Below are 15,999 nucleotides of genomic sequence, written 5' to 3' on the forward strand. Positions count from 1 at the left end.
GCCGGCGGGCAGCGCAAGGCGGTCTGCGTCAACGGTTACGCAGGATTAAGGGCCGTCAGTCCTATCGGGCGAACGTCAGGTGCACGATACCGGTGTCGGCGGTTTCCGAGGTCACGGTATAGCCTGCCTCGAGACCGCGAAGATCGTCCCAGAGATTAATGCCCTGTCCTAGGATGATGGGCGTTATACCGACATGGAGACGATCGACGAGACCAGCCTTGAGAAAGGTGCGCACCGTGGTCGGCCCGCCACCGATGCGGACGTCCTGGTCACCGGCTTCGGCCTTGGCCATGCCGAGCACCTCGGTGGGGCTGGCCGAGAGGAAGTGAAAGACCGTGCCGTTGTCGAAACGGATCGGCGCCCGCTCCGTGTGGCTGAGGACGAAGACCGGGCAATGGAACGGCGGGGCATCGCCCCACCAGCCACGCCAATTGGAATCATCGGGAAAATTGTGCAGGCCGAACATGCCGGCACCCATGATTTCGGCACCCACGGCTTCGAAATAGGCCGTAGCGTATTTGTCGTCCATGCCGGTCGTGCCGCTGCCGTCGGTCTTGCCGAATACGCGCTGGCGAAAAGTGCGGGTGGCGGTATAGGCGCTGACCAGGCGCCCCCAATCCTCGCCGAAGGGCTTTTCGGGCGTCTGGTCGGTGGTCGTGGCATAGCCATCGAGCGAAATGTTGAGATCGACGCGAACGGCCATTGCGGGCTCCATCATACCGGCAGGCGGCGCCGACCGGGAAGGCCGGGCCAGGTTATGCCTGTCTTACACCGGAAATGGCGGCCGGTCTTGCGGCTCGACGTTCAGGGCAGGCGGATGTGCGAGGCTGGCTCCACCAGCTTGCGATAAAGATGCCAGGTCGCGTGTCCGAGGATCGGCAGCACCACCGCGAGGCCCACGAAGAGGGGCAGTGACGCCAGGAAGATGCTGGCGCCGACGATGACGCCCCACACAAAAAGCGGCACGCGATTGTAGAGCACGGCGCGGAACGAGGTTTCCACCGCCACATAGGCGCCGGCATCGCGATCGAGCAGCAGCGGGAAGGCGATGACGGTGGTACAGAGCACGACCATAGCGAAGAGGGCGCCAAGGCCCGTACCGACCGCCAGCAGCGTGATCCCGCCCGGGGCATTGGCGACCTGAGCGGCGAGAGCTGCGAGCGTGCGCGGCGGCGCAGGACCGAAAAGGCTTTCATAAAGCGCCTGGGCGCTGGTCATCCACAGCGTGAAGAGGACGAACAGCATTGCGCCGACGGCCAGGATGCTGCCCATGGAGGGCGAGCGCAGCACGCTCATGGCATCGCGCCAGGTGGGATTTTCGCCGCGCTCGCGGCGGCCCGAAATCTCGTAGAGGGGCAGGGCGGCGATGGGTCCGACCAGCGCGAAGCCACCGACCAGCGGGTAGAGCAGGGTCCATGAATGCCAGCCGTTCATCCACACCGTCAGCACGATGCCGACGATGGGATAGATGATGGCCAGCAGCAGGTAGTGGCTGGGCTTGGCCCAGAAGTCGGCGGCGCCGCGTCGCAGCGCGTCACCCAGATCGGCGATGGTGATTTGGCGGATCACCGGCATGTCCAGCTTGTCGCCGGTGCCGGCCATGATGTGCATGCGGGCCATGATCGTCACTCCTCCGTTTTGCGTCGGAGCCGCAGACTTCTGCGAAAGCGCATGACCAGCACGAGACGCAGGAAAACTGCGACCATATGGCGTCATACTAGGCGCAAAACCGGGGACATGTCGCCCCCGGTTCGGCAAATCGTGATCAGCCTTTAAGATAGGGCCGGCCGGCCGTCAGCGTCTCGAGCTCGTACCGGTCGCTGGCATCGTGCTGCGGGCGGTAGGTGAAATAGTCGAAATGCGCCGGGCTCGCGGTGCCGTTGAGATCGTGCGCCGCGACGCCGACGAAGGCGCCGGTGAAGCTGCCATGCGCCTGGTGCCCGCCGCATTCGTCCGACAGGATCGAGGCGTCGAAGACCGGCCCGATCTTTTGCAGCTCCTGGCCCTCGAGCGCGTAGAAGAACTGCAGCTTGCGCCCGCGAATGGTGAGCGCCAGCTTGACCTTGCCGGTATTGGGGATCTGAACCGGGGAGGCAGGGAAGGTCAGGTTGCCGTCGGGCCAGGAGATTTCCGAGCTCATCAGCAGAAGTTCGCGCTGGCCGTCGGAATGGGCGGTCACGGCGAGGTAGAAGAAGTTGTAGCGGCTGTAATAGGCCGTCAGTCCCGCCATGGTGCGCTCGTCGGTGGCCGTGAAATCGACCACGGTCTCGGCGTCATAGGAGAAATGCTGCTGCCGTCGGGCGACCAGCGCCTGTTCGAACCACGAGCCGATGCTTTCGCGGCCGAAGAGGGTCAGCTTGCCGCCTTCGGTCTTGAAGATGCGGTCGGTATCGGGCGTGCGCAGCCACTGGAAGTCGAGCGGCAGGCCGTTCTCGAACGTGTAGCGTTGCTCGGCCCGGTACTTTTGCTCGTCGCGCGTACCGGGCACCTCGACATGCAGGGAGGGCACCGGGCCGTTCTTGACGTAGAGCCAGTCGTCGTCGCCCCAATAGGCCTCCTGGATCGAGGTTTCGCGCCCCAGCACGCAGCGGCGTTCCTGGGTGGTCGGGCGGCCACCGAGATGGACGAGGTAGGTCTTGCCCTCGGGGGTCTCGACGATATCGCCGTGGCCGCCGCGCTGGATGGCCGCCAGCGGCGCATCCTTGGAGGTGAGGATATGCTTGTCGGGATGGGTCTCGTAGGGTCCATCGAGATTGCGCGAGCGCGCGAAGGTGCAGGCATGGTCATAGGCCGTGCCGCCCTCGGCGGTCAGCAGATAGTACCAGGCCTGGCCATCCTTACCCTGGCGTTTGTAGATATGCGGGCCTTCAACGAGCTTGAGATCGGTGCCCTTGTAGATGTTCTTGACCGGCCCCACGAGCTTGCCGGCAGCGGGATCGAATTCCTGCAGCGCGATGCCGGCGAACTTGAGCGGGCGGGTCCTATGGTCCCATAGCATGTTGACGAACCATTTCCGGCCGTCATCATCGTGGAAGAGGCTGGGGTCGAAGCCCGAGGAATTGACATAGACCGGGTCGGACCAGGGCCCCTCGATCGTGTCGGACCAGACGATGTAGTTGTGCGCGTCCTTGAAGGAGCCATCCTTGCGCTTGACGTCGGTATAGACGAGCCAGAACTTTTCCCCGTCATGCGTCAGGCACGGCGCCCAGACGCCGCAACTGTCGGGATCGCCGCGCATGTCGAGCTGGGTCTTGCGCGTCAGCGGCCTCGTGATCAGCTCCCAGTTGGCGAGGTCCCTCGAATGGTGGATTTGCACACCCGGGAACCACTCGAAGGTCGAGGTCGCGATGTAATAGTCCTCGCCGACGCGCAGGATGGATGGATCGGGGTTGAAGCCGGGCAATATCGGATTGGTCAGTTGTGCCATGAGGTCCTCCTATGCGACCAACCGGCCGCCAGATGCGTTATTACGGTCGAAAATTGATGCCAGGATGGCTTGAGGCCGGTCCGACACCGTGCCAGCCTCCGGAAAAATGAAGGTGTCGCGCCCCGCGTGAGGGGTGAACACAGAAAGAAGCGTGCCGCTTGGACCACCAGATCCGCGAGATTTCCTACTGGAGGAACGTTCGATCCAAGATGCGACTGCAGCCCTTCGTGCATGCGGTCGAATCCAGTGCCGTTCCCATCGCCATTGCCGATCCCTATGAGCCCGATTGCCCTCTGGTCTTCGTCAATGACGCTTTCCTCAAGCTCGTCGGCTATAGCGAGGACGAGGTGCTGGGGCGCAATTGCCGGTTCCTGCAGGGGCCCGAGACCCGTGACGCGGACCGCAAGGCGCTCAGGGAAGCGATCCGCACGCGGGCCACGATCAGCCACGAAATCCTCAACTACCGCAAGGATGGCTCGACCTTCTGGAACGAGCTCCACATGGCGCCGATGCTCGACGATCGCGGCGACCTGCTCTACTTCATCGCCACCCAGGTGGACGTGACCGATCGCGTCAACCGCCAGGACGATCTCAAACACGCCCTCGACGTCAAGACCGAGGCGCTGCGCGACCAGGCCGAGCGGACCCACCACATGGCCCGGGAAATGACGCACCGGGTGCGCAACTCTCTCGCCCTGATCCAGGCGATGCTGCGCATGCAGCTTTCGAGCCTCACCGACGACACCGCCCGCAACGCGCTGGTAGGGGCGCTCAGCCGCATCCAGGCCATCGTCGAGATCCAGCGCATCATCGAGCATGCCGATATCGATGCCAAGGTCGAGATCGGCGACATCATCGGGTCGATCTGCGAAAAGCTCGATCATATCAGCCGCGCCAATGTCGCCGCCTCGTCCGACTCCATCGAGATCGGCGAGGAAATGGTGACGCCCATCGCGCTGATCGTGTCCGAACTGGTCACCAATGCCCAGAAACATGCCTATGGTCCGGATGAGGGTGGCATCATCGCGGTCACCGCCCGTCGCCACAAGGGCGGCATCGAGCTGGCCATCCGCGACGATGGCAGGGGCGTGCCGGAGGATTTCGACCCGCGTGCCATCGGCGGCTTCGGCATGAAGATGCTTCTTCACGAGATCGACCACCTCGGGGCGACGTTGCGCGTCGAACGCCTGAACAAGGGAACGGCTTTCATCGTCGATATTCCGGCTCGGGATGGGGAATAGGGCAGGGCCCAGCCCACCCGCCGCCTCCCTTCTCCCCTTGTGGGAGAAGGTGGCGCGCAGCGCCGGATGAGGGGTCTGCGATGGTGGAAAGACCCCCTCACCCGCCCTTCGGGCACCCTCTCCCACAGGGGGAGAGGGGTAGGGGTTTCGAACTTAAACGAAACGGTTGACCAGGTTTTCCAGGTATTCCTGGCGACCGGACCGCGGCTGGGGATTGATGCCGTCCTTGTCGACGCGGGCAGCGATATCGGCGAGGCTTAGCTTGCCGCCGAGGATGTCCTTGCCCAGGCCATTGTCCCAGCCCGCATAGCGGTCATCGAGCAGCTTGTCGAATTCGCCGTCGGCGATCAGCGCGGCAGCGCCCTTGAGCCCACGCGCCAGCGTGTCGAGGCCCAGGATGTGGCCGTGCAGCAGGTCTGCCGGGTCGAGCGACTGGCGACGGACCTTGGCGTCGAAGTTGAAGCCACCCTGGCCCAGGCCGCCCTGCTTGAGGATGTAGTAGAAGGCCAGCGCCATTTCCCCGGCATTGTTGGGGAAGTGGTCGGTATCCCAGCCCGACTGCAGGTCGTTGCGGTTGGCATCGACCGAGCCGAGCATGCCGAGCGAGGAGGCGACCGCCAGTTCGTGCTCGAAGGAGTGACCGGCGAGGAAGGCATGGCCGACCTCGATATTGCACTTCACCTTCTTTTCGAGGCCGTACTTCTGCAAGAAGCCATAGACCGTGGCGACGTCGAAATCGTACTGGTGCTTGCTCGGTTCCTGCGGCTTGGGTTCGATCAGGATCTGGCCCTTGAAGCCGATCTTTTCGGCGTGCTCGATGACGAGGTGCAGGAAGCGGGCCATCTGGTCCTGTTCCTGGCCGATCTTGGTGTTGAGCAGGGTTTCGTAGCCTTCGCGACCACCCCAGAGCACATAGTTCTCGCCGCCCAGTTCATTGGTCAGCTCGAGCACGGCCTTCACCTGGCCGGCTGCATAGGCGAAGACTTCCGGATCGGGATTGGTGGCGGCGCCCGCCATGTAGCGGCGGTTGGAGAAGAGGTTGGCCGTGCCCCAGAGCAGCTTCTTGCCGGTCTCCTGCATCTTGCCGGCAATGATGTCGCCGATGACGCGCAGGTTCTTGTTGCTCTCGGCGAGCGTTGCGCCTTCGGGCGACACGTCGACGTCGTGGAAGGCGAAGAAGGGCACGTCGATCAGGTTGAAGAATTCGAACGCGACGTCGGCCTTGAGCTTGGCGCCTTCAATTCCCTTGTCGAACCAGGGGCGATCGAAGGTGCGGCCGCCGAACGGGTCGCCGCCTTCCTGGGCCAGGGTGTGCCAATAGGCGATGGCTGGGCGGATATGGTCTTCCATGCGCTTGCCGGCGACCATTTCGTCCTTGTTGTAGTGGCGATAGGCCAGCGCGTTGCGGCTTTCCGGGCCTTCAAACTTGACCTGGGAAAGGCCCTTGAAAAAATCAGTCACGAACGTGCCTCCTCGATGGCGGGGTAGAGCGCACGATAGTGCGCATATTGATCGGTATAGGCGGCCGACAGCTTGGTGTCGGGCGCGATGGTGGTCTTGATGGGCGGCATGGACATGACATCCGCAGGGTTCGCGCCGGTGGCGGCACAGAGACCGAGCCGGGCCGCGCCGAGCGCGCCGCCGAAATCGCCGTCCTCGGGGAGGGCGATTTCCATGTCGAGATTGGTGGCGAGCATTTTGAGCCACAGCGCCGATTTGGAGCCGCCCCCAACCGCCAGGAGGCGATTGATGCTGGTGCCGGCATCGGCCAGGACGCGCTGGCAATCGCGCATGGCAAAGGTGACGCCTTCCATCACGGCCTGGGCCATCTGGGCGGTGTCGGTGGACTGGCTGAGGCCGGTGAAAGAGCCGCGGGCCGCCGCGTTGTTGTGCGGGGTGCGCTCGCCTGAAAGATAAGGCAGGAAGATCGCTTCGCCCGGACCCTTGAACTGCCTTTCAGCTTCGCCCGAAAGCTCGGCCTGCTTCTTGCCGGTGATGCGCGAAAGCCAGTTGAGCGAATCGGTTGCCGAAAGGATCACGCCCATCTGGTGCCAGGTATCGGGGATGGCATGGCAGAAGGCATGCACTGCGCCCTCGGTGTTGGGGCTGAACGTCTCGTTGGAAACAAAGAGCACACCCGAGGTACCAAGCGAGACGAAGCCTTCGCCGGGCCGGATCGCGCCAATACCGCAGGCTGCGGCCGCATTGTCACCTGCGCCCCCGGCAACGGCAACCGGGCCGCTCATGCCCCAGCGCGCGACAAATTCTGGCTTGAGCTGGGCCGAGACCGCCGAGCCCTCGACGAGGCGCGGCATGTGGTCCCTTGTCAGCCCGGTGACGCCGAGCAGCTGGTCGGACCAGTCGCGGGTGGCGACGTCGAGCCAGAGCGTACCCGATGCGTCGGACATGTCCTCGACATGTTCGCCGGTCAGCAGCAGGCGGACATAGGCCTTGGGCAGCAGGACCTTGCGGATCCGTGCGTAGATGTCCGGCTCGTGCCTGCGCACCCAGGCGACTTTCGGCGCCGTGAAGCCGGGCATGGCGATATTGCCGGCGAGCTGCCGCAGGCTGGGAAGCGCAGCTTCCATTTCGGCGCATTCGGCCGCGGAGCGGCCATCATTCCAGAGAATGCAGGGACGGAGCACATCGTCGTTCTCGCCCAGAAGCGTTGCGCCGTGCATGTGTCCGGAAAGACCGATACCCCTGACCGCGGCGAGAGCCTTGGCATGCGAGAGCTTGAGCGCATCAATCGCGCCAAGCGTTGCGGTCCACCAGTCGGCAGGGTTCTGCTCGGACCAGCCCGGCTGCGGGCGCACCGGCTCCACGGCGGGCGCGGATGCCTCGCCGATGGCCTTGCCGTTCTCGTCGATCAGCAGCGCCTTGACGCCCGAAGTGCCGATATCAATGCCGAGGAAGGTCATGAGGCACGTACCTCAGACGGGGTCGCATAAAACATTCCTGGTCCTCCCTTGGCCCCTTAGGGCCGCGCCGCTTTTGGAATGGGCGCCTCTTAGCGCAGATTGTCGCGCAGGAAAATGCCAATTTCAATGGGGTCGGTGACGACGCTGCGCGCCGTCCCCAGGGCCAGGCCCCGGACGGCCGATATCGCCTCGCGAATTTCTCCGTCCGGATTCTGGTCCAGCACCACGTCGATCGCTCCACTCCGCAGCCCTTTGCGCGTCGGTGAAGTCAATTCATGGGCGATGACGCGAATGCTGCCGCCCCGGCCGGAAGCCTCCAATGCCTCGACCAGGCCGGCATTGCCGGCGCCGAGATTGTAGAGGCCCCCGATATCGGGATGATCCGTCAATAGCCGGGCGGTGAGGGCCGCTGTCTCCTTACGCTCGTCATGACCTTCCACGGGTCCGATAATGGTCAGGGCCGGGAATTCCGCTGCCAGCCCAGTGCGGAAGCCATCGAGCCGCTCGGCGTGGTCGCGCAGGTGCAGCGAGCCGGCGATCACGCCGACCTTGCCGCCTTGCGGCAGGAAACGGCCGATCAGCGACGCGGCGGTGCGGCCGGCGGCAACATTGTCGATGCCGATGAAGTGGCGTCGGGCCGATTGCGGCAGGTCGGACACCAGCGTCATGACCGCGATGCCGCGCCGGTGCGCCGCCTCGATGGCCATGAGCACCTCTGCCTCGTCGCTCGAAACGATGACGGCGCAGTCGCACTGGCGGGGATCGAGCGCATTGAGACCGCTGGCCAGCGCAGCAGTATCGAGCGCCCGGATCCGCTGCACCGAAAGATGCATGCGATCGCCCAGTGCGGGCATGGTTCGCCGTGTCACCGCGTCGGCCAGGCTGTCCATGAATTCGTTGGAGCCGTCGGGAATGAAGAACACCACGCTGAGATCGCGGGCGCGGGCCATCAGCGAGGCATTGAGATCACGAGAGAAACCGAGTTCGGCGATGGCGTCGGCAACCTTCTGGGCGGTTGCCGCCCGTACGCCGGGACGCCCGTTGAGCACGCGGTCCACGGTGGCCAGCGACACGCCCGCCGCACGCGCCACGTCGTGAACCGTTGCCCGGCGCCGCATCGTTTCTTCCGTCAAACCCAGTCCCCTCGAAGCGCCCGGTATCGGCTGGCGTTCACACTCCCTAGCGGCCGATCAAAGGTCAAGTGTGACGTTGCGGGAGGCGGCCAAAAAGGGCTAAAGCTCCGCGCGCAACAGGGTTGGGGAATAGTACAGTGGCAATCACGGTCTCGAGCTTCGGCGAATTCAACGGACAGCGCGTCGACCAGTTTCGCCTCGTCAGCGACAGCGGCGTCAGCGTCGACATCATCGGCTATGGTGTGGTCGTGCGGGACTGGCGCGTGCCGGTGGCCGGCGGGGAGCGCTCGGTGGTGTTGGGGTTCGACCAGTTCGACGCCTATCCCGAACACAGCCCGCATTTCGGCTCGCTGGCCGGGCGCGTTGCCAATCGCATCAAGGATGCCAGTTTCACGCTCGATGGCGTCACCTACACCTTGCCCGCCAATGAAGGCACGCTGCAGCTTCACGGCGGGCCGGAGGGCCTCGGTCGCCAGGTCTGGCAGGGTCAGGCCGACAGCGCCAACAACGCCGTGCGCTTCACCCATTTCTCGCCCGACGGCGCCATGGGCTATCCGGGCAATGTGAATTTTGCCGCCACCTACACGCTAACCGGCAACCGCCTGCGGCTCGAGCTAAGCGCCACCACCGACCGCGCGACGCCGATCAGCCTTGTCCAGCACCAGTATTTCAACCTCGGCACGACCGACACCGTTCTCGATCATGAGATTCAGGTCAATTCGTCGGCCTATACCGAGCTCGGCCCCGATCTTTGTCCGAGCGGAGCCATCCTGCCCTCGAAGGGCACGATCTACGACCTGCGTCAGCCGCGCGTGATGCGCGATGCGCAGGGCAAGCCGGTCGACTACGACATCGGCCTCGTTCTCGACACCGGGCGCAAGCATTCCGATCCGATCGCCACCGTCACCTCGCCCGATCGCGACCTGACCCTCAAGCTCTGGAGCGATCGTCCGGGCCTGCAGGTCTATAACGGCGTCTGGACCGATGTGGCGGCGCCAGGTCTGGGGGGCAAGAGCTACGGCAAACATGCGGGCTTCTGCCTTGAAGATCAGAGCCTGGCCGATGCGGTCCACAACCCGCATTTCCCTAGCGTGATCACCACGCCCGATCGTCCCTACAGCCATTGGTGCGAGTTCGAGATCGCGTGACCCCAAAACGTTAGCAATGTGCTAGCCGATTGCCGGCAGACGCTAATCGAGACGCATGATCTCCTGACAAAGTTCGACATGTGACGACGAAAAACTGCTTTCGTGCTAAAACGGAGGCAGCGTTGGAGAGGCCCTTATGGACAAGACGGAACGCCTGTTTTCCATCATGGACGCCCTGCGGCGCCACCGCCGGCCAATCACTGCAGCCGCCTTGGCGGAGGAACAGGGCGTTTCGGTCCGCACGCTTTACCGCGACATCCAGACGCTTATCGGTCTCGGCGCACCGATCGATGGCGAAGCGGGGATCGGCTATATGCTGAAACCAGGATTTTTCCTTCCGCCACTTATGTTTAGCCCGGAAGAGCTGGAAGCCCTGGTGCTCGGCGCGCGCTGGGTGGAGACGCAACCGGACGATGGTTTGGGCGCCGCGGCCCGCAATGCGCTGGCCAAGATCGCCACCGCCTCGCCCGAAGATCTGCGCGACCGGATCAGCGATACCGCGCTCTGGCCGGTCGCCATCTGGGGCCAGCGCAAACCCATTCCCGTGCTTGGCGACATCCGCCTCGCCATGCGCCAGGAGAAGGCCGTCCGCATCGACTATGCCGACGAGCAGGGACGTCCCACGAGCCGCACAATCTGGCCGGTTGGGCTGGCATTTTATGAGGGAAAACAAACCATTGCGGCCTGGTGCCTGCTGCGCCAGAGCTTCCGCAACTTCCGCACCGACCGCATCGTGTGTCTCACCGTCACCGAAGAGCGCTATGGCAAGCGCCGAGCGACGCTGGAACGCGAATGGCGCGAAAGTTGGAAGCACGACCGTCGCCATGAAGCGGAACAGCCGGACTAACGCATTCTGGCGTATAAGCTTTCCGGCCTGACCGCGTCGTCGAGACGGAAGCGGTGATCGGCGGGTGGATGGGCGCGCTGCCCGCATTCGAGCCGCGGGCAGATCCGGCACCCGACCCCGATCGGCACGACCTGCTGGTCGGTCGCAAGGTCCATGCCGTCGGAATAGATCATCTCCCGCGCGTGATGAATGTCGCAGCCAAGCCCTACCGAAAGGTAGCGCCGGGGCGCGTTGTAGCGGTAATCGCCCTTGGTGATGGTTCGCGCGATGCAGAAAAACCGTTGTCCATCGGGCATTTGGCTGACCTGAACATTGATCCGCTCGGGCGCGAGGAATGCCGCATAGATATTCCAGCGGGGACAGGCGCCGGAATGACGCGGGATGTGGATGCCCGAGAGCGAGAAGCGCTTGGAAATATTGCCCGCGATGTCGGTGCGTACCAGGTGCAGCGGAATGCCGGATGCTCCCTTGCGCTGCAGCGTGGTCATGCGATGGCAGACCTGTTCGAAACTGGCGCCAAAACGCCGGCCCAGCCGCTCGATGTCATAGCGATAATCGCGGCAGGCCCTCAGGAATGGCGCATAGGGCATGATCAGGGCGGCCGCGAAATAAGCCGAGAGCACGTTGCGGGCGAGGGCAGGGGCGTCACCCTCCGGCAAGCCGGACGCGGCTATGATTTGGGCGATCTCGTTCTCCGCCACCAGCTGACCAACCTGCTGTGCGAGAAGGAAATTCGCGCTCTCGGCCGGCAGCAGGTCAGACACCAGCAGCTGTCGACGTGCAGTGTCGAGCTGGCGCGCGATGCCGTGGGGAAGGGAGGACAGGACGACTTCGAGCCCCAGGACATTGAAAAGATAGGTGCGAAGACCGGTATCGAAACTGTCGCCGGAGATGTCGATGTCGGCGCGTATCCGTTCGGCGGCATTCTCAACCGCGGGAAAATGATTGGCGTTTTCCTGCAGGAAATCAGAAATCGCATCGGTGGCGAGGTGGAAGGGTTCGCCCGATGACGGGACACTCGCGGAGGCTTGGCCGGTGGCGAGGCCGCGATAGCGATCATAAAGCCTGAGCACCGCGCGTGCCGCCGCGGGATTGGACTGGGCCAGGTCGCGAATCTCGAGATTGGTGAGATCGCTATCGGCAAAGATGTCGTCGCCGAAGGCCTCCATGAGATCGCCGGCGAGCCGTCCCTCGTCGCCATCAACCAGCTCGCCGGGCTCGACGCCGAAATAGCCAGTGATGGAAAAAAGCAGCGGCACCGTCACCTTGCGGCGATTGTGCTCGATGAGGTTGAGGTAGCTGGCAGAGATACCCAGCGCCTGTGCGAGATCGGCCTGACTGAGGTGCCGCTGGCGCCTCAGACGTTTGATCCGCCCGCCGACCTGACTTTCAGTCCCCAGCATCACCCCTCCAATTTACAGGAATTTACACATTGCCCCGGTCTGATTGACAGAGCATTGACAGCTTTACCGCCGGTTTCTTCGCTATTTCTTGCATGTCGAACGTTCTTGTCAAATATTTACAGCATAGCGAGGAGAAATAGAATGTCACCGACGACGAACCAGCGCGACGAGTACATCACCATCATCGCACCGACCGCGAATGAGGCCATGGCGCAGTTCAAGGTGCGAGGCCTCGGCGAGCAGGGTTATGCCATCGCCGGCCGGATCGGCCGACATCAGTTCACGCTGGTGAGCGGCGAGGAAGGGCAGGAGCTGTTTTCCGGCGCAGGCATGATCGCCGCGACTTTTTGCAGAACCGTAGCGGTGTAAAGCCGCCCGGGGCCCATCCCGCTGGCGGAAAGCCGGCCCAGCCTCGGGTTTTCATCGCTAAATTGGTCCACTGGACCAATTTTGCGGCAAGCCGCCGTTCTGAAGTTCCACGTGAATCAATTTTACCGACCGCTTCAGCGGATCGGCAGCGCCATGTCCAAATGAGGAGAACGACATGCTCGACAAACCCACGCAGACCGAGATTTTTCCGGCCCCCGACTATGCACCGGACCGGTGGCGCGGCATTGCACGCACCTATTCGCCGGCCGATGTGCGCCGGCTGGCAGGCTCGCTGCCGATCCGCCATTCACTGGCGGAAAATGGCGCACAGAAGCTCTGGCAGCTGTTGCAAACGGAGGCATTTGTGCCGACGCTGGGCACGTTTACCGGCAATCAGGCGGTGCAGCAGGTCAAAGCAGGCCTCAAGGCCATCTATCTCTCGGGCTGGCAGGTGGCGGCCGACGCCAATTCGTCCGGCAACATGTATCCGGACCAGTCGCTTTACCCTGTGGACAGCGTTCCTGCGGTGGTCAAGCGTATCAACAAGGCTCTTCAGCGCGCGGACCAGATCCAGACGATGGAGAGGCTCGACGGCGCTGCAACGACGGACCTCGACTTCTTCGTGCCCATCATCGCCGACGCGGAAGCCGGTTTTGGCGGCGCGCTCAATGTCTTCGAGTTGATGAAGGCCATGATCGAGGCTGGTGCTGCGGCCGTTCATTTCGAGGACCAGCTGGCCTCGGAGAAGAAATGCGGCCACCTGGGTGGCAAGGTTCTCGTGCCCACCAGTCAATTCGTGCGCACGCTCAACGCGGCACGGCTGGCCGCTGACGTCATGGGCGTCCCGACGCTGATCATGGCGCGCACCGATGCCGAGGCTGCACGACTGATCACGTCCGACATCGACGACTACGACAAGCCGTTCGTCACGGGCGAGCGTACGGCCGAAGGGTTCTATCGGCTCAAGGGCGGACTGGACTGCGCCATCGCAAGGGGTCTGGCCTACGCCCCTTACGCGGATCTCATCTGGTGCGAAACCTCGACGCCGGATCTTGATGAGGCACGCCGTTTCGCCGAGGCGATCCGCCGGGAGTTTCCCGATCAGATGCTGGCCTATAACTGCTCACCCAGTTTCAACTGGGCCAAGCATATGGGGGAGGCCGAAATGTCCAAATTCCAGGGGGAATTGGGGGCAATGGGCTACAAATACCAGTTCATCACCCTCGCCGGATTTCACAATCTCAGCCTCACGACCTTCGATTTGGCGCGCAGCTACAAGGCAGACGGCATGGCGGGCTATTCCAAACTGCAGCAGGCCGAATTTGCGGCAGAGGCGCATGGATTTTCTGCCGTGCGCCACCAGCGCGAAGTGGGCACCGGCTATTTCGATGCCGTGTCGATGACCATCAGCGAAGGCCGGAGCGCCACCACCGCGATGGCGGAGTCCACCGAGACGGCCCAGTTCCACTAAGCGGACGCGTGGAGTGGCCATGCCGCCCCACGATTCACGTGAAACACTTATCCACAGGCTAGCGGATGGAGACCAGGCCGGTGGTGAGCGCGCCCAGAGCGACGTCAATATCCAAAGCGCCGACGGTAAAGGCCGTGAGCCAGCCGAGATGGGCAGTGACGATCAGCATGGTCGCCATGACATAACGTGGCTTGCGCGTCTTGTGACGGAAAATGGCCTGGGCCAGCAGTCCGCCGACTAAGCCGAAAAAGAGGTCCAAGCCAAGCAATGTGACTTCAGGCGTCCGCCACTGACCGAAGGTCGCATAACGCTTGTCTGAGCCATAGGCGACAAATGCGACGACGCCCATGACGCCGTAAATCCACGCCACGTGTTGGGGCATGCGTTCGAGGAAGATGCCGGCGGCGATCAGCGCCATTATGACGAGGGAAGCGAAAACGCGCCACTCGGGAAAGGTCCTGCGAGGGGCGGCAACATGGGGCGCTGGTTTGCCTGCAGCGGCGCCGAGGATCTTGACGGATTTGGCTTCAAGACGCCCATCGGAGGAGAATCCGGGAACGAAACGGATTTCGTCGCCCTGGGAAGGCCGCCGCCCCGAACCGCGGAGTGCGGAAATGTGGAGAAAGACACGTTCGCCCTCATCGGTTCGGATGAAGCCGAAACCGCGCTCGTCATTCCAATCCACCAGACGACCCTGCTGCGGCACGAACGCCCCCTGTTGCAAAGGCAGTCTAGCGGCGCATTGGTAACGGGCTGGCTAACAAATCCGTTCAGAAGATGGATTGCCGCAGCGGCAGTTTCAGAGGCGCGGGAAAGCCCGTTTCCAGGTCGGACCAGAAGCGGTCGCGAAGGACTTCGGGAAACACATGGCCGCTGGGCAGGGCATGTTGCGCAAACCAGCCCGCCTCGGCGATGGACTCCCCTTCGGCCGGGTTGGCATTGGTGTCGATCTCACCCGATACGTACTCGGCAACAAACCAGAACTTGACGATGCGGCCCCAGTCGTCGACCAGTTCATCGATATAGGCCATGGCGCTTGTGCGGACCGTAATCCCAGTTTCCTCGAAGGCTTCGCGTTCGGCCGCCATGTGGAGTTCTTCGCTGCCCTCCACGCCCCCGCCGGGGCCGGCCCAGAAATCATGTCGGCCGGCTCGAAAATGGCGGACCAGGAGAATCTCGCTGTCACGGAGAGCGAGGACACCAGCTGAGATACGATGCTTCATGGGGGTCCGATCAACCGGCGCCGAAGTTGAGGCGATAGCTCAAGGCTTCGGCAATGTGGGGTCGAGCGACTTTATCGGCGCCCGCGAGATCGGCAAGGGTCTGCGCAACTTTGAGCACGCGATGGTAGGCGCGCGCGGAAAGATTGAAGCGTTCTGCCGCCTGCATAAGCAAGGTCTGGCTTTCCCGGTCCGGGGCGACAACTTGCTCGATCAGCGCCGATGGTGCGGCAGCATTGGTGATGATGTGGGGCTGATCGGCATCGGCATAGCGCTGGGCCTGACGCTCCCGCGCCATGGCCACGCGCCGGGCGACATCTGCCGAACTCTCGGCCGGCGCGGCGGGGGCAATCATGTCCACAGCCGAGACAGCAGGCACGTCTATGCGGATGTCGATGCGATCGAGGAAGGGTCCCGATACCCGGGCCTGATAATCGCTGGCGCAGGCCGCGCCCCGCTTGCAGATATGCCCCGGCGTGCCGGCCATGCCGCACTTGCAAGGGTTCATGGCGGCGACAAGCTGAAACCGGCTAGGATAGGCAACCCTGGCATTTGCCCGGGCGATGACGGTTTCCCCGCTCTCGAGCGGCTGGCGCAGACTGTCGAGCACGCTGGGTGCTGAACCTCGCAAAGTTCTGCATCTGCCTACCCGAAACTCATTGATTTCGCTATAGAATTTTGAAGGCATTTTTCGCCATACCAAAGTTCTACCTCTGGGAAGCGCAAAGTTCTGCCCCTGAAAGATTGCGTTAGGGCTAACGCTTTCTGAAGGCAACAAGAACATATCATCGTCGATAACACTTGCCCAGCATCCGCAGG

14 protein-coding genes and 1 pseudogene are annotated in these 15,999 nt (G+C 63.2%); 5 read left to right on the forward strand and 10 right to left on the reverse strand.

The window, feature by feature from the left end; all coding sequences use genetic code 11:
• Window positions 1–61: 61 nt before the first annotated feature.
• The 3 genes from CCK88_RS15700 to CCK88_RS15710 all read right to left on the reverse strand — a co-directional run bounded on the left by CCK88_RS15700 (window position 62) and on the right by CCK88_RS15710 (window position 3,427).
• Entirely contained in the window at window positions 62–703 is a 642-nt protein-coding gene (locus CCK88_RS15700) for a dihydrofolate reductase family protein (RefSeq protein ID WP_086472002.1), read from the reverse strand.
• Window positions 704–804: 101 nt separating this feature from the next.
• Window positions 805–1,620, reverse strand: a complete 816-nt coding sequence (locus CCK88_RS15705; protein ID WP_086472003.1) for a DUF2189 domain-containing protein — start codon at window positions 1,618–1,620, stop codon at window positions 805–807.
• 145 nt (window positions 1,621–1,765) lie between these two features.
• Entirely contained in the window at window positions 1,766–3,427 is a 1,662-nt protein-coding gene (locus tag CCK88_RS15710; RefSeq protein WP_086471515.1) for a glycoside hydrolase family 43 protein, read from the reverse strand.
• 158 nt (window positions 3,428–3,585) lie between these two features.
• Between CCK88_RS15710 and CCK88_RS15715 the strand changes: the two genes are divergently transcribed.
• The gene (locus tag CCK88_RS15715) at window positions 3,586–4,668 is read left to right on the forward strand and encodes a PAS domain-containing protein (protein WP_140049017.1); all 1,083 of its coding nucleotides are present in this window, start codon (window positions 3,586–3,588) and stop codon (window positions 4,666–4,668) included.
• 153 nt (window positions 4,669–4,821) lie between these two features.
• On the opposite strand, the gene xylA is transcribed toward CCK88_RS15715, so the two are convergent.
• The 3 genes from xylA to CCK88_RS15730 form a co-directional block, all read right to left on the reverse strand.
• Window positions 4,822–6,129 (reverse strand): xylose isomerase, encoded by a 1,308-nt coding sequence (gene xylA, locus CCK88_RS15720; protein ID WP_086471517.1) that lies wholly within the window; start codon window positions 6,127–6,129, stop codon window positions 4,822–4,824.
• On the reverse strand, window positions 6,126–7,589 hold the full coding sequence (gene xylB, locus CCK88_RS15725) for a xylulokinase (RefSeq protein WP_086471518.1): 1,464 nt from the start codon (window positions 7,587–7,589) through the stop codon (window positions 6,126–6,128). The genes xylA and xylB overlap by 4 nt, the downstream gene beginning before the upstream one ends.
• 89 nt (window positions 7,590–7,678) lie before the next feature.
• Window positions 7,679–8,707 (reverse strand): LacI family DNA-binding transcriptional regulator, encoded by a 1,029-nt coding sequence (locus CCK88_RS15730; RefSeq protein WP_086471519.1) that lies wholly within the window; start codon window positions 8,705–8,707, stop codon window positions 7,679–7,681.
• 152 nt (window positions 8,708–8,859) lie between these two features.
• Here CCK88_RS15730 and CCK88_RS15735 point away from each other — a divergent pair, with 152 nt between their 5' ends.
• Both CCK88_RS15735 and CCK88_RS15740 read left to right on the forward strand, forming a co-directional pair.
• Window positions 8,860–9,870: an aldose epimerase family protein gene (locus tag CCK88_RS15735; RefSeq protein WP_244557562.1), complete on the forward strand. Its 1,011-nt coding sequence runs from the start codon at window positions 8,860–8,862 to the stop codon at window positions 9,868–9,870.
• A 136-nt stretch (window positions 9,871–10,006) separates the two neighbouring features.
• Window positions 10,007–10,717, forward strand: a complete 711-nt coding sequence (locus tag CCK88_RS15740; RefSeq protein ID WP_086471520.1) for a helix-turn-helix transcriptional regulator — start codon at window positions 10,007–10,009, stop codon at window positions 10,715–10,717.
• Here CCK88_RS15740 and CCK88_RS15745 read toward each other — a convergent pair.
• Window positions 10,714–12,120, reverse strand: a complete 1,407-nt coding sequence (locus CCK88_RS15745) for a helix-turn-helix domain-containing protein (RefSeq protein WP_210189958.1) — start codon at window positions 12,118–12,120, stop codon at window positions 10,714–10,716. The genes CCK88_RS15740 and CCK88_RS15745 overlap by 4 nt on opposite strands.
• 141 nt (window positions 12,121–12,261) lie before the next feature.
• On the opposite strand from CCK88_RS15745, the gene CCK88_RS15750 reads away from it, so the two are divergent.
• Together CCK88_RS15750 and aceA are read left to right on the forward strand one after the other, a co-directional pair.
• Entirely contained in the window at window positions 12,262–12,489 is a 228-nt protein-coding gene (locus CCK88_RS15750; protein ID WP_086471522.1) for a hypothetical protein, read from the forward strand.
• Between the two features lie 175 nt (window positions 12,490–12,664).
• On the forward strand, window positions 12,665–13,960 hold the full coding sequence (aceA, locus tag CCK88_RS15755) for an isocitrate lyase (RefSeq protein ID WP_086471523.1): 1,296 nt from the start codon (window positions 12,665–12,667) through the stop codon (window positions 13,958–13,960).
• A gap of 58 nt (window positions 13,961–14,018) precedes the next feature.
• Here the strand turns inward: aceA and CCK88_RS15760 are convergent, their stop codons facing one another.
• The 3 genes and pseudogenes from CCK88_RS15760 to CCK88_RS15770 all read right to left on the reverse strand — a co-directional run.
• Complete coding sequence (locus CCK88_RS15760) at window positions 14,019–14,666, reverse strand: DUF1294 domain-containing protein (RefSeq protein WP_140049019.1); 648 nt, start codon at window positions 14,664–14,666, stop codon at window positions 14,019–14,021.
• A gap of 64 nt (window positions 14,667–14,730) precedes the next feature.
• Window positions 14,731–15,183, reverse strand: coding sequence for an NUDIX domain-containing protein (locus CCK88_RS15765; RefSeq protein ID WP_086471525.1), 453 nt, complete (start codon window positions 15,181–15,183; stop codon window positions 14,731–14,733).
• Window positions 15,184–15,193: 10 nt separating this feature from the next.
• Window positions 15,194–15,796: pseudogene (locus CCK88_RS15770) on the reverse strand (magnesium chelatase subunit ChlI family protein); the annotation flags it as partial.
• Between the last annotated feature and the right edge of the window lie 203 nt (window positions 15,797–15,999).

Source organism: Devosia lucknowensis, from assembly GCF_900177655.1.
Classification (GTDB): Bacteria; Pseudomonadota; Alphaproteobacteria; order Rhizobiales; family Devosiaceae; genus Devosia; species Devosia lucknowensis.